We start from the raw sequence: 22,023 nt of genomic DNA, 5'->3' as shown, positions 1-22,023 counted from the left end.
CACCATACCGCTTGACATTTACCGGGCAATACACAACCATATGGTTGTGGATAAATTGGGTACAACATTTGCGGCTTTGTCTGATCCAACCCGCCGGGCAATGATCGAACGACTCTCGCATGGGCCGGCCTCCGTGAATGGATTAGCCGAACCGTTTGCACTCTCGCAGCAGATGATTTCAAAACATATCGCCTACCTGGTGCGCGCGCGGATTGTGATCAAGACGAAGCGTGGACGAGAGAGTGTGTGCACGCTGAGACCACAGGCGATTAAGACAGTCAGCGACTGGGCCTTTAGCTATCGCAGATTCTGGGAAGAGAGCTTCGACAAACTGGAAGTAGTCGTCAATCAAATGAAGAAAGAGGAGGTCAGAGATGGCAGAAAACACGGCTAACGAAATTGAGCGGATGGTTGTAACAAGAGTTTTTGATGCCCCACGCGAGTTGGTTTGGAAGGCGTGGACAGACCCGAAGTACATCATGCAGTGGTGGGGACCGAAGGGCTTTACCGCGCCCGTTTGTCAGATGGATTTTCGCGTTGGAGGAAAACTTCTCTGCTGCATGAAGGCGCCGGATGGGCAGGAGTGCTGGAATGCTGTTGAATTCTACGAGATTGTTCCGCACGAGAAGATCGTTTCCTTGATGTACTTTTCGGACTCGAAGGGAAACAAGGTCGACCCTGCGACATTAGGAATAGAACATGAAGCCGTCGACGGTGCATACGACGTGACCCTCTTTGAGGATCTCGGAAACGGCCAGACGAAACTCACCTTCATCGGAAATGAACCCATGGAGAGCGCGAAAAATAGCGGTCAAATGGAGGGCTGGAACGAGATACTTGATAAAGTTGCCGCAGTTGTTGCTGGACTGGTGCGGACGAAATAGGAAGTTCACGCTTTGACGATCGTCATGCGCGAAATACAGCTGAGGCTGGCGGCGAGCGCCTGGTTAGAACAGGCTTCTCGCCGCTCGGCCGATTAGTCGACTCTCGGATAAGTGGTCCTTGGCTCAACTGTCGACTTCAGGGCAAAACACTCATTGAGGAAGACAGTGGCGGTCTTTTTTGACCTCCGGGCGCATCCCTTCTTGCTCTGGTCTCTCCTCTTCCCTCGCATGTTGCGACTCATCATGGTCGCTTCGCCCACGTAAGACCGTCCGGTCCGCCGCCTACATCCAAATGGCTCGTCACCGTCAGCGTCTTCAGATCCACCACTGCAACATAGTTCGCTGCAGTGCAGCCCACGAACGCGCGTGACCCGTCCGGATCCATCAGGATGCCGGCGCACCCTTTGCCCAGGCTCACCCGCGTGACCTCTTTGCGCGAAGCCACGTCGTACACAAACAAATCGCCCGTCGAAAGGATGGAAATCAACACGCGTTTGCCATCGGGCGTGAATTTAAGGCGATTGGCGCCATTCAACTTTGCATCGATCGATGCAGCCACCTTCCGCTGCGCCGTGTCGATGATCCAGAGCTTGCCATCGCCCGCAGCAGCGGTCCAAAGCTCCTTCCAGTCGGGCGACACATCGAAGCCCTCCGTGCCGAACGAGGTCGGAATTGTCGTCACGAACCAGTCACGCTGCGCCGGTCGTCCGGGCGGCGCAGGATGCATCGGATCAGGCGGCATCTCACGATTTTCGATGATGCTGACGCTCGCCGAATGCGCGTTCGAGACGAAGATTGTTTGACCGTCCGGCATCACCCGGATCAGATGCGTAAAGTCCTGTCCGGTCCCCATGATCCACTCGGTCTTTCCCGTCGCCGGATCCAGCCGGCCGATCGCCTTCGCCCCCTGCGCGGTAAACCAGACCTTACCGCCCTGGAAGTCCAGACCATGCAAACCGACCATGGGCGCTGTATCAATGCTCGCCAGCGCCTTGTGGTTCACCAGGTCCAGTACATCCAGCTCGTGTCCCCGGTTGTTCAGCATATTGGAGACCCACGCGCGCGTTCCGTCTGCTGACGCAATCACCTCATGCGGATCCGGCCCGACCGGCATCTTCGCAATGACCTTCAGCGTCACCGGGTCGACGATCGCCAGCGTGTGATCGGTCTTCGAGAGCGCCAGCAACACAGGATGCTCTGCAACCTGACCCCGGCTTATGGGAGCAGCAAACATTGCAACTGCCAACGCGGCACCAGCCAGCACAAAACGGAACCTTGTACCCATCGATCGCTTCTCCTTAACCGAAAATGGAGGCCCATGTCTGGTCCTGAAACAAAACGGACCACCACCCCGTCGCCTCAAGACCCGTCGGCTACATAACAAAATGAAGCCATTCCCTCCCTTTCCAGTACAAAAGGCCCTACATCTGTAATACTTCCGTCACGATACGAATTATGTACCCGTTTAGGCACACGGTCACTTGCCTCATCTAACCGTGTCAGTAACAATCAAATGAAGCTGCCGGGCAACCACTCGCAGCGACCTCTTTTGCCACACGAGGTAACGGCCTGATGCGAACCCTTTCGATCCTCTCGACCGCCGCTCTTCTCTGCGCCACGGTCCCGTGCTTCGGAATCACACACCGCCACACCGCGACCAACGCCAGCATCCGCCACGCCTCTTCGAAGTCGCACAAGAGCGTCCACTCGTTTTTCAGGCACGATGCCGCCATGGACTCCGGGCGCGCCACCGAGATTCAGCAGGCGCTCATCAAGAAGGGCTACCTCTCCGGCGAGCCCACCGGTGTCTGGGACTCCAGTTCCGTAGCCGCCATGCAACGCCTACAGGGCGACAACGGTTGGCAGACCAAGATCACCCCCGACTCCCGCGCCCTCATCAAGCTCGGCCTCGGCCCCCAGCAGGACACCATCGCGACCAACACGATGCCGCAGTAGCTCACAGTCCCCTGCTTGACACGCAATGCCCGGCCCCGCCGGGCATTCGGATTTAACGGCTCGCTGGAGTCCAGATAAAGTCCAGACCTAAAGTCTCTGTTCCGAAGACTTTGCGCAAAAAGTACGGGGGGGAGGGGTACTACTCCGCAAACCCCACAAACCTCCCCGCGCAGGAGGGGAGCGATCCCTTCCCGGCCTTCCCCGAGACCTTCACATCCTCGCCGCCCACCACGAAATTCACAGGCCCAGGACCAAGCTCCACATCCGCGTGCGCCGCGACAATCATGTACTTCTCCGCCCCATCGCTCAGCTCCACACCATCCAGCTTCACCCCAACACGATGCACCGCATCCAACCCACCGAACTGCACCTTCCCTCCTCCACTGATCCGCACGTCGTGGAAGATGATGTCCTTGTACTCGGGGAACAGCTCCTTCCCGTTCCCTGGATAGCTGTACGCCGTATCCAGCAGGATCGGGTTTCGCGAATCCCGTATGCACACGTCCTCGTACGTCACATCCTGCACCAGCCCGCCGCGCGTCGGGTTGGACTTGATCCTCAGGGCGTTGTCGTCGCCGTCCAGCGTCAGGTCCGTCACCAGCACCCTGCTCACGCCTCCATAGGTCTCGGACCCGATCGACATCCCATGCCCGTAGTAGAAGTGGTTGTGGCTCACAGTCATCTGCGTCAACCCACCCGTGCCACCCTTGATCGCAATATTGTCATCCCCATCGCGGATGAAGGAATGCGTGACGGTGATGTTCTTTGAACCGTTGCCTGGATCGACGCCGTCGGTGTTGCGCGCAGTCTTCGGCGTGTCGATGCGCAGCCCCCAGACGGTGAACCCATCGCCCTTGTTGAACGTGACGTGGAACATTGCGGAGTTCTTCAACGTGATTTGGTAGATCGTCACGTTGTTGCTTGAGTCGAAGATGATCAGGCGCGGAACCTGCTGGTGTCCGCCTTTGCGGGCATCTTCGGCAAGATCCCACCAGCTCTCGCGGCCCGGTTTCCCAACCACGAGCAGCTTCGCTCCGCCGCGTCCATCAATCGTACCCTCGCCCATGATGCCGGTCCCATCGGCATGGTCCGCGTGGATGAGCGGATGGCACCCGCCGCGCTCGTTATTCACAACGCCGCAGCTTCCCGCGCTGACGGCGTAGTCAACAGGATTGCGTGAGCCGTAGAGCGTGACGCCCTTGTCGATCAGCAGGGTGACGCCTTTGCGCAGCTCGATTGGCCCGGTAAGGAAGGCATTGTGCTCGCGCTCCGGTGCGAGCTCAAGCGCATGTCCGGGAGTACAGCTATCGATCGCCTGCTGCAGCCGCGCGGTATCGAGCTTCGTCTCGTCGGCTGGATCGATGCCGTGCGGAGCCGCGAGTTGCGCACGAACCGTTGCACAGACCGGCGGAATCTTTGGCTCGGTGACCACACGTGTATCCTGCGCGGCAGCGCGTGCGCACAACAAAGCAATCGCTGCGAATGACAAGACTCCTGAAAGCTTTTGCCTCACCCGTACTCCAGAACCTGCCTGACAGGATTCAACCTCAGGTATATCGCAGTTCTGGCAGGCGTCCAAACTCCGGCAACAGCGATATGGTTCGCCGCGACCGTATTCTGTGGGCATGAACCTTCCCACGCTTGCATTGACGCTCGGAATACTTGCCGCATTTTCGATTCCGGCGAACGCGATCGAGATCAACATCTCGTCGCAGGCGCTGGAGCGCACGTTGAACAAGCAGCTCTTTACGCAGGATGGAAAGTATTACTTCAAGGGCAAGCCCGGCTCAGCGTGCTATGCCTACGCCGAGGACCCAAAGGTTAGCTTCAACGGCGACCGCGTTGTGGTCCATGTGAAGGCGCATGCCAAGCTAGGCACGAGTCTGCATGGAGCGTGCCTGGGTGTGGCCCTGAACACCGAAGGCGATGTGTCGGTGCTTCCCGATGGCGTGGGTGAGACGATCGGATTTCGTGACGCGCGCGTAGAGCACCTGAGTGAGTCTCGCGAACTGAACTTCTTCCTTGAGCCGTTTCTGAGCCGCAAGCTGCCGCAACAGATGAAGGTGAATGCAGCGGACCTGCTGCGGCAGGTGCTGTCGAAGTCCGTGGAGACGACCGGCTACGAGATGAAGCTCGATGACCTGAAGATCCACTCGATGCAGGTGCAGGGACCGGATCTGGCAGTGGACTTTGATGGGAATCTGTCGGTCAAATGAAGGAAGTTAGGAGTGAGGAGTTAGCGCGTTAGGAAAGGCATCAAGTCCCGACGAGATGCAGTTCTTAACTGGCTCACACACCTAACTCCTCGATGCCTAACTTGCTTTACCGCCAGCTCACCGCCAAGTGCCAGCGTAGACCTCGCTCGGCTGTCTTGCGGAGGACCTCTTCGTACTCCAAAAGTTCAGCGAGCACCTCGGTGCCTTCGCTGCCGAGTTGCTGCGGATCGTTGGTGAGCGATTCGACGAGCGCTTCGACGGTGCGCAGGCCGTCCTGGGCGCGGTACCACTGCGGCGGCGGAAGTTTTTTCAGCAGATCGGGGTTGCCGGCGCCCTCTTCGATGAGGAGGGCCATGGAGCTTTCGTCGGCCGAGAAGAACTCGAGCAGAGGGCGCACGCCGAGTTCCAGCGCGAGGCGCTCGACGGCGCTTTCGTAGCGGGCCAGTGCGCGGCCGTTCACGAAAATGTTGAAGCCGGGGTCTTCGCCCTCGACCACGATGTACATGGATGCTGCCATTCGGGTTCAGTGTAATTGTGCCGGCTGTGTATGACGCATTAATCCGAGTGCGACGGATGCGGGGTTGATGCTCCCAAATCGAAGGATGGCTCCTCCGAAGGTGGCATGAGAAGGGCGATCGCCGCGAGGGCGAGCAGCAGGAGACCGACGATCATGCGCGCTTGAATACTCGAGGGCGTCATAGCCATTGCTTCAAGCAAAACGAGCAGCGGAACGATGGCGAATTGTGCAGACCAGCGCGTTGCGGAGAGACGGCTCAGAGCGACCAGTGCGAGCAGCGCCTCGAATGCGTCAAGGCCGGCGGCGAGGCCGGCCATCTCAGGCCAGGTGCCGCTCTGCATCACGACATTGATGCCGGCACCGATGCCGAGCGCGGTCGAGGCGCCGAGCAGCGCCGCGGGAACGCGCCAGGGGCTGGGGCGCGCGGAACAAAAGAGAACGGCGCCGCAGCCGGTCAGCACGGGCGTAAGGGCGAGTACAAGGTCTTCGCCAGGATTGGCCAGTGAGGGCTGCGCGAGCAGAAGAAGCAAACCGGCGATGGCTGCAAGCCCTGGCCAGAGGCGGCCCGCGAGTGTACTGGTATGGCGTGCAGCGCCCTCTGCAACAGCGATGACGACGGGTGTAAGCGCGAGTGCCATGGTGACGCTAGCGGCAGAGATGGAGTGTGGGTACAGCAGAGCGATGAGCGGGCCCGCAATCAAGAGCCCGCCGCCGAGAGCGGAACGTGTGAGCTGGCCGGCTTGCTCTCGAGATGGGGGTCGCAGGATGAGGAAATAAAGCGCGGCTGCGGAGCTGCAGCCGACGGCGGCGGACCCCAGCGTTGTGGCCGAACCGGGCAGCGATTCAGAGGAGATCCAGCGGCTGCCGCGCACGAGGCACAGGAGAGCGAATGGCCACCAGAGCCGCCAGGGTGAGCGTCGATGTGAAGGCACATTCATCTTCTCTGTTCGGTTGGACGAGAGTGGGATGTGCAGAGACGACAGAGGCCGCGCTTTCGCGCGGCCCGTGTGTGGTTCTGCTTGAAGCAGGACTTAGCGGTTTCCGCCGCCCTGCGGTGCGCCACCGCCGGGACCGCTGCGGCGTCCGCCGCGACGGCGACGACGACGCTGTCCCTGACCGCCGGCCGGACGGTTGCCACCCTGCGGTGCTCCCTGGCCTGCGACTGCGGGAACGGCTTCGCCTTCGGTCTCGTCCGTCTCGTCGGTATCCAGCTCGTCGTCGATCTCGAGGTCTTCGTCATCCTCGTCGAAGTCGGCGCCGCCCTCAAGAGTGATTGTGGTCTCGGGAGTGGGACGCTCCGGACGCTCGCTGCGCTCGGGACGCGGTGCGCGTTCCGGGCGTTCGCCACGGTCACGATCGCCCCGGCCCTCACGATCACCACGGCCTTCACGATCGCCGCGGCCCTCTCGTCCGCCGCCGGCAGCTTCCGGGACCTCGGGCAGGCCGAGCTTGGCGCGCTGCTCTCGCAGGACGGCCTTGCGGGAGAGCTTGATGCGGTTGCCTTCGATGGCGAGAACCTTCACGAGGACCTGATCGCCCTCGCGGAGCTCGTCCTTGACGTCCTTGACGCGGTGCTCGGCAATCTCGGAGACGTGCAGGAGACCGTCGGTGCCGGGGAAGATCTCGACGAAAGCGCCGAACTCGGCGAGGCGGACGACCTTGCCGAGGTAGGTCTTGCCGACCTCGGGCACAGCAGTCAGATCGCTGATCATCTGAATGGCCTTGGCGAGTCCCTCGGCGTCCGATGAGGCGACGTTCACGCGGCCGGTGTCGTCGACGTCGATCTTGACGCCCGTGGCATCGATGATGCCGCGGATGACCTTGCCGCCCGGACCGATGAGATCGCGAATCTTGTCGGTCGGGATCTGAATTGTGTGGATGCGTGGAGCGTACTTGGACTTCTCCTGGCTGGGCGCCGCGATGACAGCGTCCATGGTGTCCAGCAGGAACAGGCGGCCCTGCTTGGCCTGGGCAAGAGCTTCACGCATGATCTGCGCGGTGATGCCCATGATCTTGATGTCCATCTGGAGCGCGGTGATGCCGTTGCGCGTGCCAGCGACCTTGAAGTCCATGTCGCCGTAGTGGTCCTCGGCGCCCGCGATATCGGTGAGGATGGCGTAATTGTCGCCTTCCTTGACGAGACCCATGGCGACCCCGGCCACGGAGCCCTTGAGCTCGATGCCCGCCTGCATCAGCGCGAGCGAGGCGCCGCATACGGTGGCCATCGAGCTGGAGCCGTTGGACTCCAGGATGTCGGAGACGACGCGGAGGGTGTAGGGCGACTCCTCCTCGCCGGGGAGGACGGCCTCGATGGCGCGCCAGGCGAGAGCACCATGGCCGATCTCGCGGCGGCCGACGCCGGTCATACGTCCAACTTCACCAACGGAGAACGGCGGGAAGTTATAGTGCAGCATGAAGCGACGCTTCTGCTCGCCTTCATAGCTTTCCATGCGCTGCGCGTCGTCGGTGGTGCCGAGCGTGGCAGATACGAGCGCCTGGGTTTCGCCACGGGTGAACAGCGCCGAGCCGTGCACGCGCGGCAGGACGCCGGTCTCGATCGTCACCTTGCGAATCTCGTCGAAGGCGCGGTGGTCGGGGCGGATGCGGTCGTTGAGGACCTGATCGCGGAAGATCTTTTCGCGGAGCAGCTCGTAGTACTTGCTGAGCTTCTTGCCGGCGTCGGCGTCGCCCTCGGGGAGCTGCTTCTTCAACTCGTCCTTGATCTCCTTGACCTTCGCGTAGCTCTCGAACTTCGGATACTTCTTGGTGTCGAGCGCATCGCGGAGGCGATCGCCGATCTTCGACTCGAGCTCCTTCGAATAGGCTTCGTCGATTTCGGGCGTGGTGACCTGGCGCTTGGGCTTGCCGGCGCGGGCAACGAGGTCCTCAATGCCGGCGACGATCTTCTTGATCTCGCCGTGGGCGAACTCGATGGCGTCGACCACGCGGTCTTCCGTGATCTCGCGGGCACCGGATTCGATCATGGTGATACCTTCTTTGGTGCCGACGACCATGATGTTGAGGGTGGACTCGAGGCGCTCGGAGTAGGTCGGGTTGACGATGAACTCGTCATTCACGATGCCGATGCGGACGGCGCCGACGGGGCCGTGGAACGGGATGTCCGACAGCGCGAGGGCGCAGGAGGCACCGTTGATGCCGAGAACGTCAGGGTCGTTTTCCTTGTCCGCCGAGTAGACGAACGCAACGACCTGCGTCTCGTTGCGGAAGGCCTCGGGAAAGAGCGGGCGGATGGGCCGGTCGATCTGGCGGGAGGTCAGGATCTCCTTCTCGGAGGGGCGGCCTTCGCGCTTGATGAAGCCGCCTGGGATGCGGCCGCCGGCATACGTAAACTCTCTGTATTCAACCGTGAGCGGGAAGAAGTCAATGCCTTCCTTTGGCTCCGGCGAGGCGACTGCGGTTGCGAGCACGGCGTTGTCGCCGCTGGTTGTGAAGGCGGCGCCTGAGGCCTGCTTGGCGAGCCTGCCTGTCTCAAATTTGATGTGCTTGCCACCTGCAAGCTCGATAGTGATGTCCTGCTTCATGAGGGTTCCTCTTTTTCTCTCTTCGTCGATAAAATCTTGGGGCGCCGGAGGCGACTTGCGCCTAAAGCGAAAGCCCCGCCAGAGGAGTCTCGGACGGGGCATGGAATGAATTGGGCGAGATGCCGGGACGGCGAGAGGCGTAACCGCACGGGCGCAGAAAGGCGCGAGCATCTCCTGCGGGAGAACCTGCGCGATCGATGGCGCTTGAAGCGGTCAATGTCGTCTTCGCTGTCGTCTTCGCTCTCCGTCGGCTCGCCGCGCGAGCCGGAGCGATGGGTGAGTTACTTGCGGATGCCCAGCTTGCCGATCACTTCGCGATAGCGGTCCGAGTCCGTCTTCTTCAGGTAATCCAGAAGGCGGCGGCGCTTGGAAACCAGCATGAGGAGGCCACGGCGGGAGCCATGATCCTTCTTATGAGTCTTGAAGTGCTCGGTCAGCTCGCCAATGCGCTCGCTGAGGATGGCAATCTGCACTTCAGGACTCCCGGTGTCGGTGTCATGAGTGCGGAATTTGGTAATGATTTCGGTTTTCTGTGCGGGGGCCAACACGGCTGGTTGTTACCTCTCTCGTCTTTCTAGCGTCAGTCCACTTCTCTCAGTGTCTCCGTTAAAGATAGCACGCCGAAGAGCGATTTTCGGCGCCCGGGCGGCTTCTTTGCGGGGTTATTCAGCAGCCTTCAAACGCTAGGCAATGTGGGTTTTGAGGAACTTGAGCGAGCGTTCGCGAGCAAGTTTCTCGGCATCGGCTTTGTACGAGGGACGGTCGGGATTGGCGAAGGCGTGTTCAGCGCCGTCGTAGACGAAGATCTCAACTTCGCCTTCGTGCTTACCGTGCGCCTTGCGAACAGCGTCGACCTGGTCCTTGCCGATGTGGCTGTCGGCACCGCCGAAGTGGATGAGCACCGGGCAGGCGGGTTCCTCGGTGGCATACTTGCCGATGCCGCCGGGGTAGTAGCAGACGGTGCAGGCGGGCTCGAAGGCTTCCCTGTTGCCGCGCACGGCGGAGAGCCAGCTCATGAGGCCGCCGTAGCAGAAGCCGAGGACGCCGACGGAGTCGACGATGCCGGCCGCGTACTTGAAGGCGGCGGCGATGTCCTTGAGCGAGTCGTCGGGGTTGAGCTTCGGGTAGAGCGCGAAGGCCTTCTTCAGGTCGGCCTCGCCATAGCCGAGATTGAGGTTGGGCTCGAGGCGGTCCATGATGGCGGGCGCAATGGTGAGGAAGCCGTCCTTCGCGTAAGAGTCGGCGACGGCCTGAATGGACTTGTTAACTCCGAAGATCTCCTGAATAACAACGAGCGCGCCGATCGGCTCGCCCTGCGGACGCGCGAGGTACGCCGAGAGTTCGAACCCGTCCGACGCCGTGACCTTCACCCACTCACTCATGAAACATCTCCTCTGTGCGCTTAGATGTCGGCGCGACGAGAAGATTGTACGCGGCGGGAAGAGTTGTTCGATGAATGCGCGACCACCTCGGCTTGACGTGGCTTGCCAGGTGCTCAGCGCGTCCCTTGGCAATCAGCAACCCGGTGACGGCACCACCATGCACTACAAGTTCACCGGCAAGGAGAGGGATTCCGAGTCAGGGCTGGATTACTTCGGCGCGAGATACTACGCCAGCAATGTCGGCAGGTGGATCAGCGCAGACTGGGCGCAGAAGCCCGAGGCTGTGCCCTACTCCAAGCTGGATGATCCCCAGAGCCTCAATCTGTATGAGTATGTCGGCAACAATCCGCTAAGTAAGGCGGACGCTGACGGACATCAAGCAGAGCAATGTACCTGCCAGCAGTTCCCGAACCTCGAAGCAACAAAGTACGACATTCTGGACGCCATAAAATCGATTCCGATCAGTATTCACTGGCAACCAGGTAATCAGCTCATACCCGGCCTGCCGATCGTAACGTTTACGAAGAACAGTGGCGCTGCCGCAACTGAGGAGGAAACGAACACACGGCATGGCGCGATGAACGACGCGAAGAGAGATGCAGGCGTACCTACTTCGCAGCAGCCCAGTAAACAAGAAACGGTTCCGCTTAAAGATCAGAGCGGCAAACAGGTGGTAGTCAACGGGAAGCCGCAAACCACACGGGAGTACACGCACACAACGGGTGATGGAAAACAAGTCGTTATACAGGATCATGGTCAGGGACATACATTCCCCGACGGAGGCTCAGTCGGACCGCACATCAACGTTAGACCCGCAGGAGATACTGCTCACGGGCAAGTTGAGGGAACTAAGCCCCACTATCCATATCAACCATAAGCGAAACAGGTGGTGAATGATTAACTGGCGTACCGTAACTCTAAATCCTGAATTGGTGCAACACGTCTATGGCAGCCTTGATCCAGTACTCGACCAAACAAGGCTGCTAAGCCTTAAGCTGCTCGATGAAGGTACGACGCTGAAATTCAGTCTTTCTTTAAAGGACATCCCCACGAACCCGCCCCAACGCTGGAGCCGAAATTCGCGATATAACGCAATAAACATGGAATTTCAGGCCTGGAATCTGCTGAGCCTTGAAATCACGGGAACGCCGCCTTTCGGAACCGTTTGCTGTGCCTTCGAGCGCATCGAATCGGGATCAATCACCATAAGACTGACCGGAACCGGGCTAAACCTGACTGCGACAGTCGACTCTGTACGGATCAATCACCTTACGCCCTATCTGACTAGTTGAGAAATTTGAGCGGGTGCCCACACCTTGGGTATCGAGATGTGGGTTTGCAGGATGCCAGGCTAAGCGAACCACGGTTGGGCTGGAACGGCGCTACGCGGACGGGCACGATCCCTTCGTCACATTCTCCTGCTACCGTCGTCAGCCTGCTGAGCGCTAAGGCTTCAGCAGCCAGCCCAGGACAGGCTTCACCACACTGACTCCGGTGCAGATGCCCACCATCCGCCACCGCCATGCGCTCAGAGACTCGACACGGTCCTGTCGACTCTGAAGCGGACCTGCAAGCGCGACGGTTGCCCGTTGCCCGAAATCCCGTGCCTAACCTAAATCTCAAAAGAGGCGACGCGTTTGGCGAATATGCGTTTTGACCGGGCACACCGGCCTCTCGGTAGTCGAGAGAGGGTGAAACGGCTGCAACAACGAAACGCAGGTTCCCTTCGGGAATGACAGAAAGAAAAGAAATGCGCGACGATGCGATGGCGGAGCGCAGATCAGTTAGCGCGGCGGATCGTGCGCAGGATGGCGTCGGCGAGTTGAGAAGCGGAGATGCGGTAGTCGCCGCGTTCGATCACTTCGCGCAGGAGCAGGATGCGCTCGCGGCGCGGGGCTTCTTTCCATAACTCCGGGTTCAGCGGCTCAGGCGCTGTATCGTTTGCGGGCAGTTGGGCTGCGATTGCTTCCAAAGTCGTAACATCCACCATAAGAATCTCCTCACGGAAGATATCGGCGGCGTCACCAACGACTTTAGTGCGTTCTTAAATTTTTTTTGAGATCAGGCTGCGGCGTTGTGGCGGGTGCGAGGTCGACGCGCAGGCATTGCGCGCTGAGCAGCCGAGGCTCAGAGAACGGAGCGCAGACGGCGGACCGCGCCGGAGTGGATCTGCGAGACGCGAGACTCGACGACGCCGAGGGTCATGCCGATCTCGCGCATCGTGAGCTCCTCGTAGTAGTAGAGCGTGAGGACCAGGCGCTCCTTTTCGGGCAGCTCTTCGATGGCGTCGATGAGGTGCTGGCGTGACTCGGCGGCGAGGCAGCGGAAGAGCGGATCTTCTTCGGCGGCTGCGGGAACATAGTCGAGCTCTTCGTCCTCCTCGTCCTTGCTGTGTTCGGCGTTGAGGCTGCCGAGGTCCGCGCTGCGCAGCTCACCGAGAAACTGCTGGAGCTCATCGAGCTGAATGCCCATGGCGTCCGCGATCTCGTTCTCAGCGGGCGTTCGGCCCAGCTTCAGGGTGAGGACGCGAGCCGTTTCGGCAATTGCGCGAGCTTTGCGGCGCAGCTCGCGCGGGCTCCAGTCGAGCGTGCGGAGCCAGTCCAGAATGGCGCCGCGAATGCGAAACTGCGCGTAGCTCTTGAACTGTACGTCGCGGCAGGCGTCAAAGCGCTTCAACGCCTCCATCAGCCCGATCGTGCCGGCAGAGATGAGGTCGTCGAGCTCGACGTGGCGCGGCAGCGTGCGGTGCAGCTTGCGTGCGATAAAACGAACCGAAGCGAGATGCTCCATTACGAGCTGCTCGCTAGCGGCGGAGCCGGCCTGCGAGACAGCAAAGGTGACGGCAGGTTCGAGTTCGGGGGCGGCTGCGTGCAGGCTGAGCAGGGATGGATGGAGGGCAGGCATGGGTAAGGCTCCTTCGATCGTTTGGGCTGGCGCATTCTCTATGCGTCAACACTGGACAGAAGGAGCAAAATGGCTGCCGAAGTCGAGCGAGTTTCCTAAGCAGTTTCCAAGCAGAAGGTGAGAGAAAACATAGGATTTAGCAGGGTTCTAGGGACGAAGGATTATGCAGAGCAAAAAGAAAGCCCCTGTTTCCAGGGGCTGCGTTGAAGTCGGTTTCTTCGTCGTTGGTAGATGGATGCCAGGACGGCAAAAATTCGTTGCCTCTAACTCTAACTTTTTTCGTCTCGCGAGGCGACATTTTTAGGACCGCGCGCGTCTGCGGCAGCGGATGTGTTCGGCGGTGATTTCGGGCGAGTCTCCGGCGAGGATGACAGCGCGCTCGAGGACATGGGCGAGCTCGCGAACGTTGCCGGGCCAGTTGTGCTGTTGAAGCGCGTGGAGCGCGTCCGCGGAGAGGGTTTTGCGCGGAGCGTCGGCGCCGAGCCCGGCCAGGAGATGCTCGCTGAGCACGGGAAGGTCTTCGAGGCGGTCGCGAAGTGCGGGGACCTCGATCGGGAAGACAGCAAGGCGATGGTAGAGATCGAGCCGGAAGGCGCCGTCGACGACCTGCTGTTCGAGGTCCCGGTGAGTGGCGGCGAGGATGCGGACGTCGACGCGGGTGACCTCGTTGTCGCCGACGCGCTGGATTTCGCCACACTCGAGAAAACGGAGGAGCTTGGCCTGGAGCGGAAGGGGAAGCTCGCCGATTTCGTCGAGGAAGAGCGTGCCGCCGTGCGCGGCTTCGATGCGGCCGGTGCGGGACTGGACGGCGCCGGTGAACGCGCCGCGGGTGTGGCCGAAGAGCTCGGCCTCGAGAAGCGCCTCGGGGATGGCGGCGCAGTTGAGCACGGTGAGGGGCTTTGCGGCGCGGCTGCTGAGCCGGTGAATGGCGGAGGCGACGACCTCCTTGCCCGTGCCGGTCTCGCCTTCAATGAGGACAGCCGCGTTGCGCGGAGCGACGAGGCGGATGAGATGGGCGAGCTCGCGCATCCGGGCGCTGTCGCCAATGAGGCCGGGGATGGGGAGAGTGCGAGGAGCAGAGGCTGGGGCGGGTGAGGGTGCGGGCGCCCGCTGCACGGGGGGATCGATCAGCACATCCGCCGGGAGCGGCAGCGGAAAGGACGCCCATTTCCCTGCTCCGGTGGACGGGACGGCGGCCGGTGCGGCGTTCCAGGCGGCGGTGTCGGTCCTGGGCGCTGAAGGCTGATGGGGGGCGGAGGTCTGCTGGGCCTCGCGGAGAGCGTGGAGGAGCTCGTGGCGATGGATGCTGCGGGTGCTGGTGAGCGCGCCACCGTCGACGCTGAGGACGTCGACCGCCGGGTACATCATGGCGATGTGGCCGGCGAGCTCGGAGGCCTCGAGGTCAGGGAGCCAACCGTCCATGAGCAGGGCGTCGGAGGGCTGGCGCTCGAGCAACGTGAGGGCTTCGGCGCCGCCCGCAGCTTCGTGCACGCGCCAGCGCAGGCCGGCGAGGCTTTCACGGAGGCGCTGTCGGAGCGCCGGGTCGGCGCTGGCAAGGACGACGTCTCTCTCGGGGTTGCGGGCGGTGGCGATCATGCTGTGGCCTCCTGGTGTTCAATCGCGGATCGTATGCGGCGCACCCATTCCATGAGTTCGCGTGTATCGGCGAGCGCGCCTTCGATGGTGTCGCGCAGCTCGGCTTCCCTGCTGCCGCGGCCGAGCTCGAGCCGCCACTGCAGACGCGTGAGAGGCTGGCTGAGGTCGTGGAGCTCCTGGCGGAGCGTGGTCCTGAGGTCGTGCTGGTGAGTAGCGGTCATGCGTTCACCGCCGTTGGCAGAGGATGTGTGCTGACGCCCGGCAGCGCGGCGAGGCTGCGAGGTGCGCCCATGCGATAGCCGATGCCGCGGACGGTCTCGATGAGGGCGCCACCCGGTTGGATCTCGGTGGCAGCCGCCAGCTTGCGGCGCACGTAGTTCACGTAGACGTCGAGGACGTTGGTGGGGGTTTCGGGCGGCATCTGCCAGACCTGCTCGAGGAGCTCGGCGCGGGTGCAGATCTGGCCGCGGCGCAGCATGAGGGATTCGAGCAGGGCGAACTCTTTGCCGGTGAGCTCGATGGAGACGCCGGCGCGCTCGACGGTGCGGCGCAGGCGGTCGAGCTCGATGTCGTCCCAGCGGAGGACGGAGTCGGTGTGGCGCTCACGGCGGCGAAGGATGGCGCGGCAACGTGCGGTGAGCTCCTGAAAGCTGAAGGGCTTGGGGAGGAAGTCGTCAGCGCCGAGGTTCAGGCAGCGGACGCGCTCTTCGAGCTCGCCGCGCCCGGTGAGGACAACCACGGAGGACTGCGAGGATTCGCGGGAGAGGAACTCGAGAACCTCGCGGCCGTCGCGCTGCGGCAGCCCGAGATCGAGCACCACTAGATCGGGTCCCCAGGAGCGGGTGCGCTCCACGGCAGCGTCGCCGTCACCAACCCATTCCACTTCATGACCTTCAAGCGAAAGACCCTTCTGGAGAAACATCCCCAGGGACCGATCATCCTCAACTACTAAAACCCGCATCGCTTGCTCCTCTCCCTCCGCTTGGGAGGGTGGTACAGAACCTGGGAGCGCGATCTCATCGGCTGGGACAGAGAAACCTTTAGCCGATTGTTCTATTTTTCTTCGTGCAAGTTTCGCTGACTTGCTTGAGTTCAAGATGACGTGTGTCGCGACATTACACAATGAAAAAGTTCTCTGGAATCAATAGCTCGATTCCATTTCGGGAATGGGCCGGGATGCGGTTTTTTGGCCGCGGCATAACTTTTCTGGTTCCGATGCAGGTTCCTGTTGCAGTTCGCCTTTTATTCGCTAGAATGTCCGCATGGCGATCACGCGTCGGCAAAAAGAGGTTCTCGATTTCCTTTCCAGCTTCACGGCACGTCACGGCTATTCGCCCTCGTACGAGGAGATGGCGTCGGGATTGGGACTGAGTTCGCTCGCGACGGTCCACAAGCATGTGACCAACCTACAGAACAAGGGACTGCTGCAGCGGGCACATAACCGCAGCCGGTCGATCGACGTTCTACCGCAGCGGGCGCAGAAGAAGAACTTCGACCGGCTGCCGTTGCTGGGCAGGATCGCCGCGGGCCAACCTGTTGAAGCGATTGAAAACGCCGAGTCAATCTCACTGGGTGACATCATCGGCGGCCGCGAGGTTTTTGCCCTTGAGGTGCGCGGGGATTCGATGCGCGATGAGCATATCGTCTCGGGCGACTTTGTTCTGGTGGAGCGGACGCGGACCGCGCGGGAGGGCGAGATTGTGGTGGCGCTCGTGGATGGCACGGACGCGACCCTGAAGCGGTTTTATCGCGAAGGCAGCCTGATCCGGCTGCAGCCCTCGAACACCGAAATGGCGCCGATCTATGCGCCGGCCTCGAATGTGGCCATCCAGGGCAAGGTGTTGGGAGTTCTCCGGAAGTACTCCTGAGGCTGCGGGAACCAACGGCTGTCTGACTGCGTATCCAGCTTCGACAATGACTTGCGAAGCTGGAGGCCCGCGTTGAACTCGTCCCGTAAGTCCCGGAAGCGGCTTTGGATCATTCTTGGTACGGTGGCCGCCGTGCTGATCGCAAGCGTCATCTTCGTTGCCCGAGCGCTCTCGACCCCTGACAAGCTGGATCCATCGCAGCTCGGCAAAGCCGAGGTCGGCGACATTGCGCGGTCGGTGGTGGCGACCGGAAAGGTCTGGCCGATCACCCAGGTTGAGGTGAAGTCGAAGGCCAGCGGAATTGTGACCAAGCTGGACACGGATATCAACCACAGGGTCCACGTCGGCGAGGTGCTGGCGCAGCTCGACCAGCAGGAGATTCTGGACGAAGTGGCCGCGCAGAAGGCGCAGCTTGATGCCGCAATCTCGAATCTGAAGTCGGCCGAGGCGGCTGTGACGTACGACCGCGTCGCGGCCGAGGCGCCGGACCTGCCGGACTGGGAGCGGAACTGGCACCGCGCGGCGGAGATGGAGAAGTCCGGCGTGCTATCGAAGCAGAACGCCGACCAGGCGCAGCAGCAGTACCTCTCGGCCGCGAATGCACGGGACCGTGCGTTGGCGCAGATTACGGTGGACACAGCGAAGCAGCGTCAGGCGCAGTCGCAGGTCGCGCAAAACGAGGCGTCGCTGAAGCAGCTTGAGGAGCAGCTCTCGTACACAACGATTACTTCGCCGATTGATGGCGTGGTGCTCTCGCGTGATGTGCAGGTGGGCGACGCCGTGAGCTCGATCCTGGTGCTGGGATCGACCGCAACACTCGTAATGACGCTCGGCGATACGCATGAGGTTTATGTGAAGGGCAAGGTCGATGAGTCGGATATCGGGAAGGTGTATCTTGGCCAGGCCGCGCGGATCAAGGTGCAGAGCTTCCCAGACCGCACGTTCTACGGCAAGGTGACAAAGATCGCGCCGCTCGGCGTTGAGAAGGACAACGTCACGACGTTTGAGGTGCAGATCTCGATCGATAATCCGGGCGGCGAGTTGAAGGCGAACATGACCGCGAACGCAGAGGTCGTGCTCGAGGAGCACAAGCATGTGCTCACGGTGCCGGAACAGGCCGTTATCTACGACAAGGACCGGAATGCCAGCGTGTGGGTGCCGGATCCGCATGGCAAGGATGGACACCGCATCGTGAACGTGAAGACCGGTCTGTCGAATGGCAGCCGGGTGGAGATTACCTCGGGCCTCAAGGCCGGTGACACCGTCGTCCTGCAACAGACGTCGTAGGATTTTACGCAACACGCCACGCGCGATCAGCGCAGGGCCAATACAAGGCGCGAGATCATGAGCTCAGCGCGATGGAGTACTCAATGAATCTTCGACCGTTACTTCTCACGGCATTACTCAGCGTCACTACGGCGGCGCTGGCCGACAGCACCTTTGACCGGACGCTTAATGTGTCGGCACAACCGGATCTTTATGTCTCGACCGGATCGGGCAGCATCCACATCGTGCCGGGCAGCGGCAGCCAGATTCATATCGTCGGACATGTTCACGCCGGATGGAGCTCCTTTGGCGACGTGAACGCGCGCGTGCAGCGCATCGTCGACAACCCGCCGATAGTGCAGAACGGCAACACGGTACGCGTGGGCGAGGTCACGGACCACAGCCTGTTCAACAATATTTCGATTGATTACGACATCAATGTGCCTGCGGATGTAGCGCTGAATCTGCACAGCGGATCGGGCGATGTCGAGGTGAATAATGTAGGCCGTTTTCTCTCAGCCGGCAGCGGGTCTGGAAACGTACGCGCGCACGGCGTTCATGGGCCTGCGAACCTGGAATCCGGGTCCGGCGAACTGGAGCTTGAAGACACGGGCGCCGGTGACGTGAAAGCGAAGACGGGATCGGGCAACATTCAGATTCGTGACTTCAATGGCGGCCTGACTGCACGCAGTGGATCCGGCACGATCGAGGCCACCGGGCACCTCCAGGGTGGCGGCAGCATCATGACCGGCTCAGGCGATGTGAAGTTGCACCTTGCTTCGGATTCACAATTCACGCTGGAAGGGGCGACGGGATCGGGCGACATTCGCGTGCAAATGCCGGGCGTGGTCGCGACAAACTCGGAGAGTTCACGTCACCATCTGACAATCTCCGTCAACGGCGGCGGCCCGGCGCTTGAGATTCGCACCGGATCGGGTGATGTCCAGATCGCACAACGTTAGCCGCATCGAATCGCATTTTGCATAACCTAGCCGCAGAGAGGACCTCTGCGGCTAGACTGTCTGGATGAAACGGCCCCGGTTTGTGGTCTTCGATCTGGATGGAACGCTTATCAACTCTTCGCTGGATCTGTGCAACTCAGTGAATGCGGCGATGCAGGGTGTGGGCAAGAGCACGCTACCAAACGCGGTGATCGCAACATACATCGGCGACGGCGCCGCGATGCTGGTGAGGCGCGCCCTGGGCGATCCGGGCGATTTGGATGCGGGAAATGCGGCTGCCGGCGATGCGCTGTTTCATCGCGCGTTCGAATTGTTTCTCGAGCACTATCGCGAGCACAAGCTGGACAACACGCGTTGTTATGAAGGTGTGCTCGATTCCCTGAGCGCGATTCGCGAACGGAATCCAGAGCTTCCAATGGCTGTGCTGACGAACAAGCCAGTAAAACCATCGCGGCTGATATGTGACGCGCTTGGATTGTCGCCGTTCTTCTTCCAGAACTACGGCGGAAATTCGTTCACGACGAAGAAGCCTGATCCCGAGGGGATGCTGACGCTGATCCGCGAGGCTGAGGAGTTACTGAAGCGACGAGACAATAGCACAGCGTCGCTTGCGGCCGAAGATGTTGTGATGGTTGGAGACTCGGATGTGGACGTGCTGACGGCGCGGCGCGTGGGAGCCCGCGCAGTGGGCTGCCTGTTCGGGCTGGCGCCGCACTCTCTTCATGCAGTGCAACCGGACCGTGTAGTGGAGCATGCGTCGGAGTGGCCGGAGGCGCTGGGGCTTTAGCTCTCGCTATTTTTTCCAGGCACCGAGCAGACGCCGAACAAGCACGAGCTCGCCGACGTGGTATGCCTCGTGATCAGCGATCAGGAAGGCTTCTCGAAGCAGGTTCTGCCCCTTGCCCCACTCAAACGGAGTGACGAGATATTCGTCGTCGGTGGAGTCGAGAAGATGCTCGAAGCTCTGGCGGTCGGCGCGAATCTGAGCGACGCTTTTCTGCCATGCGTCGGCACTCGGCGGAGCAGGCTGCTTTGGCCAGTAATCATCCGGCCACTTGCGCTCGCGATAGCTGCCGTCATGGTTGCGGCTGAAGTCGAGGATGTCGCGCTGCGCGATGCGAAGATGCTCTAGCAACTGCCAGGCTGAGTAGGGCAAGCCCTCGGGCACGGTGCCCTGGAGGTTTGCAGGCATGTCGTTCACGGCCTGGTCGAAGGTGGCGTGCGCTTGCCCGCCATCAAGGAGAAGCTTTAGTTGCTTGCGCAGCTCGCCACCGAGACTGCGACCTTCTGGCCGCGCCGCATTCTTCTTCGTGCTTTCCATCGACCTGCTCCTTGTTAGAGCGTTTCTGTCTGGGTTGGATGCGAGTGCCCGGTTGCCGGCCACAGCCACGCGGCTCCGCGCACACCGCTGGAGTCGCCGTGAACGTTGCGGCGAATCGAAGTCTCCACGCCGCCACCGAAGCCGTAGTCGCGTAGGCGGTTGGAGATGCCGCCGCGGTACAGATGATCGATCCGCGAGACGCCGCCACCAAGAACGACGACGTCTGGATCGACGATGTTCACAATCGTGGAGAGGCCGCGGGCGATGCGGTCTTCGAGGCGCTCCAGTGCAGCCGCAGCTTCGCGGTCGCCGGCTGTGGCCTGGGAGACGATTTCCGTGCCGCGAAGCGACCGCCCCGTGACTCGTTCGAAATCGCGTTCGAAGCCAGTGCCGGAAATCCACGTCTCGAGACAGCCGCGGCGCCCGCAGTAGCATTGTGGGCCGGGGTATTCGTCTGCCGACATCCACGGCAGCGGCGTATGTCCCCACTCGCCGGCGAGGCCATTCGGACCGGTGAGCAGCGCGCCGCGAACGACCACGCCGCCGCCGCAACCCGTGCCGAGAATGACTCCAAAGACCACCTCAGCACCAACGGCAGCGCCGTCCGTCGCTTCACTGATCGCAAAGCAGTTTGCATCGTTTGCGCAGCGAACCTCGCGGTCGAGAGCAGCGCTCAGATCGCGCTGGAGAGGCTGGCCATTGAGCCACGTCGAGTTCGCATTCTTCACCAGGCCGGTGGCAGCGACGATGGTTCCGGGAATGCCAACGCCGACGGTGCCCTGCGCGCCGGTGTCACGCTCCAAGTCGCGGACGAGCGTGGCTATGGTCGCGACGGTGGCGGCATAGTCCTGCTGTGGCGTCGGGACACGAACGCGACGAAGCTCGCGGCCGTTGCCGTCAAGCGCGAGCGCCTCTGTCTTCGTGCCGCCGAGATCGACCCCGATCCGCATCTGGCCTCCGTTGTGGACGCTTATCCGAGCATGCGAGGAGAACGTGCCGGAATGGGCAGTATAGCGGGATTGGAGAGTCGCTCGTAGCAGGCGTTAGTGCGAGGCGGGCGTCTGCGCTGTGTCTTGCGGCGATGCAGGAAGCGTGTAGATCACTTCGCCGGCACGCGTGTAGTGGAGCTCCTCGCGGGCCTGATGCTCGATGGCGGCAGGGTCGTTCTGAAGCTGATCGACGTGATCCTGGAGGCGGCCATTCTCCGTCTGGAGCTGCTGCATCTGGACCTGCAGCTCGCGAGCTTCCTGGCGTTTGAAGAGGAACGCCGTCACTCCGTTGTGTCCGAAGACGACGCCATAGCCCATCAGGACGGCGAGGACGCCAGCGCCAAGGGTGGCCAGCTTTCGCCGGGATTCGTACAGCCGCGAGCGCATCGCAGAGATGACTGCAATCGCTCCAAGCTTTCCCGGATTTTTTTGTCGTTTACGCAAACGCCCCAGCCTGGCAGGTGGACTCGCCCTAAGTATCGCGCACTGCACGGAGGAAATTGCACGCGATGCAACAGGGCTGAACCACATTCGTTATCGATCGCGCAAGCGGCGTTGCCGTTGGCACGAGTTTGGTATTCTGAGCTGCGACCGATGCGCATTCTGTTCGCCATTTCGTT

At 61.4% G+C, this 22,023-nt stretch carries 25 protein-coding genes; 10 read left to right on the top strand and 15 right to left on the bottom strand.

Annotated features, from left to right (window positions below):
* Positions 1–40 precede the first annotated feature (40 nt).
* Together VGU25_05270 and VGU25_05265 are read left to right on the top strand one after the other, a co-directional pair.
* Positions 41–394: a metalloregulator ArsR/SmtB family transcription factor gene (locus VGU25_05270; GenBank protein HEV2576601.1), complete on the top strand. Its 354-nt coding sequence runs from the start codon at positions 41–43 to the stop codon at positions 392–394.
* Positions 375–884 carry an SRPBCC domain-containing protein gene (locus VGU25_05265; GenBank protein ID HEV2576600.1) on the top strand — a complete coding sequence of 170 codons (510 nt, stop codon included), beginning with the start codon at positions 375–377 and terminating at the stop codon, positions 882–884. The genes VGU25_05270 and VGU25_05265 overlap by 20 nt, the downstream gene beginning before the upstream one ends.
* A gap of 241 nt (positions 885–1,125) precedes the next feature.
* On the opposite strand, the gene VGU25_05260 is transcribed toward VGU25_05265, so the two are convergent.
* Positions 1,126–2,169, bottom strand: coding sequence for a YncE family protein (locus VGU25_05260; GenBank protein HEV2576599.1), 1,044 nt, complete (start codon positions 2,167–2,169; stop codon positions 1,126–1,128).
* Between the two features lie 287 nt (positions 2,170–2,456).
* On the opposite strand from VGU25_05260, the gene VGU25_05255 reads away from it, so the two are divergent.
* On the top strand, positions 2,457–2,840 hold the full coding sequence (locus VGU25_05255) for a peptidoglycan-binding domain-containing protein (protein HEV2576598.1): 384 nt from the start codon (positions 2,457–2,459) through the stop codon (positions 2,838–2,840).
* 139 nt (positions 2,841–2,979) lie between these two features.
* Here VGU25_05255 and VGU25_05250 read toward each other — a convergent pair whose 3' ends face one another.
* The gene (locus VGU25_05250) at positions 2,980–4,329 is read right to left on the bottom strand and encodes a glycosyl hydrolase family 28 protein (GenBank protein ID HEV2576597.1); all 1,350 of its coding nucleotides are present in this window, start codon (positions 4,327–4,329) and stop codon (positions 2,980–2,982) included.
* A 136-nt stretch (positions 4,330–4,465) separates the two neighbouring features.
* On the opposite strand from VGU25_05250, the gene VGU25_05245 reads away from it, so the two are divergent.
* Positions 4,466–5,056 carry a hypothetical protein gene (locus VGU25_05245; protein HEV2576596.1) on the top strand — a complete coding sequence of 197 codons (591 nt, stop codon included), beginning with the start codon at positions 4,466–4,468 and terminating at the stop codon, positions 5,054–5,056.
* A gap of 106 nt (positions 5,057–5,162) precedes the next feature.
* On the opposite strand, the gene VGU25_05240 is transcribed toward VGU25_05245, so the two are convergent.
* From VGU25_05240 to VGU25_05220, 5 genes are all read right to left on the bottom strand, one after another.
* Positions 5,163–5,561 carry a hypothetical protein gene (locus VGU25_05240; GenBank protein ID HEV2576595.1) on the bottom strand — a complete coding sequence of 133 codons (399 nt, stop codon included), beginning with the start codon at positions 5,559–5,561 and terminating at the stop codon, positions 5,163–5,165.
* 50 nt (positions 5,562–5,611) lie between these two features.
* On the bottom strand, positions 5,612–6,505 hold the full coding sequence (locus tag VGU25_05235) for a hypothetical protein (GenBank protein ID HEV2576594.1): 894 nt from the start codon (positions 6,503–6,505) through the stop codon (positions 5,612–5,614).
* A 99-nt stretch (positions 6,506–6,604) separates the two neighbouring features.
* The gene (gene pnp / locus VGU25_05230; protein ID HEV2576593.1) at positions 6,605–9,115 is read right to left on the bottom strand and encodes a polyribonucleotide nucleotidyltransferase; all 2,511 of its coding nucleotides are present in this window, start codon (positions 9,113–9,115) and stop codon (positions 6,605–6,607) included.
* Between the two features lie 281 nt (positions 9,116–9,396).
* Positions 9,397–9,663, bottom strand: a complete 267-nt coding sequence (gene rpsO, locus VGU25_05225) for a 30S ribosomal protein S15 (protein HEV2576592.1) — start codon at positions 9,661–9,663, stop codon at positions 9,397–9,399.
* Between the two features lie 135 nt (positions 9,664–9,798).
* A complete protein-coding gene (locus VGU25_05220; GenBank protein ID HEV2576591.1) occupies positions 9,799–10,497 on the bottom strand; it encodes a dienelactone hydrolase family protein in 699 nt (232 codons plus the stop codon).
* A gap of 70 nt (positions 10,498–10,567) precedes the next feature.
* Here VGU25_05220 and VGU25_05215 point away from each other — a divergent pair, with 70 nt between their 5' ends.
* Both VGU25_05215 and VGU25_05210 read left to right on the top strand, forming a co-directional pair.
* The gene (locus VGU25_05215; GenBank protein HEV2576590.1) at positions 10,568–11,374 is read left to right on the top strand and encodes an RHS repeat-associated core domain-containing protein; all 807 of its coding nucleotides are present in this window, start codon (positions 10,568–10,570) and stop codon (positions 11,372–11,374) included.
* A gap of 16 nt (positions 11,375–11,390) precedes the next feature.
* Complete coding sequence (locus VGU25_05210) at positions 11,391–11,789, top strand: Imm50 family immunity protein (GenBank protein HEV2576589.1); 399 nt, start codon at positions 11,391–11,393, stop codon at positions 11,787–11,789.
* Positions 11,790–12,277: 488 nt separating this feature from the next.
* Here VGU25_05210 and VGU25_05205 read toward each other — a convergent pair whose 3' ends face one another.
* From VGU25_05205 to VGU25_05185, 5 genes are all read right to left on the bottom strand, one after another.
* A complete protein-coding gene (locus VGU25_05205; protein HEV2576588.1) occupies positions 12,278–12,487 on the bottom strand; it encodes a flagellar biosynthesis anti-sigma factor FlgM in 210 nt (69 codons plus the stop codon).
* Positions 12,488–12,624: 137 nt separating this feature from the next.
* Positions 12,625–13,401, bottom strand: coding sequence for a FliA/WhiG family RNA polymerase sigma factor (locus tag VGU25_05200; protein HEV2576587.1), 777 nt, complete (start codon positions 13,399–13,401; stop codon positions 12,625–12,627).
* 300 nt (positions 13,402–13,701) lie between these two features.
* Positions 13,702–14,997 carry a sigma-54 dependent transcriptional regulator gene (locus VGU25_05195; protein ID HEV2576586.1) on the bottom strand — a complete coding sequence of 432 codons (1,296 nt, stop codon included), beginning with the start codon at positions 14,995–14,997 and terminating at the stop codon, positions 13,702–13,704.
* Positions 14,994–15,218 carry a hypothetical protein gene (locus VGU25_05190; protein HEV2576585.1) on the bottom strand — a complete coding sequence of 75 codons (225 nt, stop codon included), beginning with the start codon at positions 15,216–15,218 and terminating at the stop codon, positions 14,994–14,996. The genes VGU25_05195 and VGU25_05190 overlap by 4 nt, the downstream gene beginning before the upstream one ends.
* Entirely contained in the window at positions 15,215–15,958 is a 744-nt protein-coding gene (locus VGU25_05185) for a response regulator transcription factor (protein ID HEV2576584.1), read from the bottom strand. The genes VGU25_05190 and VGU25_05185 overlap by 4 nt, the downstream gene beginning before the upstream one ends.
* A gap of 301 nt (positions 15,959–16,259) precedes the next feature.
* On the opposite strand from VGU25_05185, the gene lexA reads away from it, so the two are divergent.
* The 4 genes from lexA to VGU25_05165 all read left to right on the top strand — a co-directional run bounded on the left by lexA (position 16,260) and on the right by VGU25_05165 (position 19,880).
* Positions 16,260–16,865: a transcriptional repressor LexA gene (lexA, locus tag VGU25_05180; GenBank protein HEV2576583.1), complete on the top strand. Its 606-nt coding sequence runs from the start codon at positions 16,260–16,262 to the stop codon at positions 16,863–16,865.
* A 72-nt stretch (positions 16,866–16,937) separates the two neighbouring features.
* Entirely contained in the window at positions 16,938–18,152 is a 1,215-nt protein-coding gene (locus VGU25_05175; protein HEV2576582.1) for an efflux RND transporter periplasmic adaptor subunit, read from the top strand.
* Positions 18,153–18,235: 83 nt separating this feature from the next.
* Positions 18,236–19,093 (top strand): DUF4097 family beta strand repeat-containing protein, encoded by an 858-nt coding sequence (locus VGU25_05170; protein HEV2576581.1) that lies wholly within the window; start codon positions 18,236–18,238, stop codon positions 19,091–19,093.
* 64 nt (positions 19,094–19,157) lie between these two features.
* Positions 19,158–19,880 (top strand): HAD hydrolase-like protein, encoded by a 723-nt coding sequence (locus VGU25_05165; GenBank protein ID HEV2576580.1) that lies wholly within the window; start codon positions 19,158–19,160, stop codon positions 19,878–19,880.
* A 6-nt stretch (positions 19,881–19,886) separates the two neighbouring features.
* On the opposite strand, the gene VGU25_05160 is transcribed toward VGU25_05165, so the two are convergent.
* The 3 genes from VGU25_05160 to VGU25_05150 all read right to left on the bottom strand — a co-directional run bounded on the left by VGU25_05160 (position 19,887) and on the right by VGU25_05150 (position 21,847).
* A complete protein-coding gene (locus VGU25_05160) occupies positions 19,887–20,414 on the bottom strand; it encodes a DinB family protein (GenBank protein ID HEV2576579.1) in 528 nt (175 codons plus the stop codon).
* A gap of 14 nt (positions 20,415–20,428) precedes the next feature.
* The gene (locus VGU25_05155; protein ID HEV2576578.1) at positions 20,429–21,364 is read right to left on the bottom strand and encodes an ROK family protein; all 936 of its coding nucleotides are present in this window, start codon (positions 21,362–21,364) and stop codon (positions 20,429–20,431) included.
* Between the two features lie 93 nt (positions 21,365–21,457).
* Positions 21,458–21,847, bottom strand: coding sequence for a septum formation initiator family protein (locus VGU25_05150; protein ID HEV2576577.1), 390 nt, complete (start codon positions 21,845–21,847; stop codon positions 21,458–21,460).
* Positions 21,848–22,023: the final 176 nt, after the last annotated feature.

It is taken from the genome of Acidobacteriaceae bacterium, from assembly GCA_035944135.1.
Lineage (GTDB): Bacteria > Acidobacteriota > Terriglobia > Terriglobales > Acidobacteriaceae > Granulicella.
The sequence above is the reverse complement of the archived record's forward strand: the minus strand, read 5'-3'. Positions and strand labels throughout refer to the sequence as shown.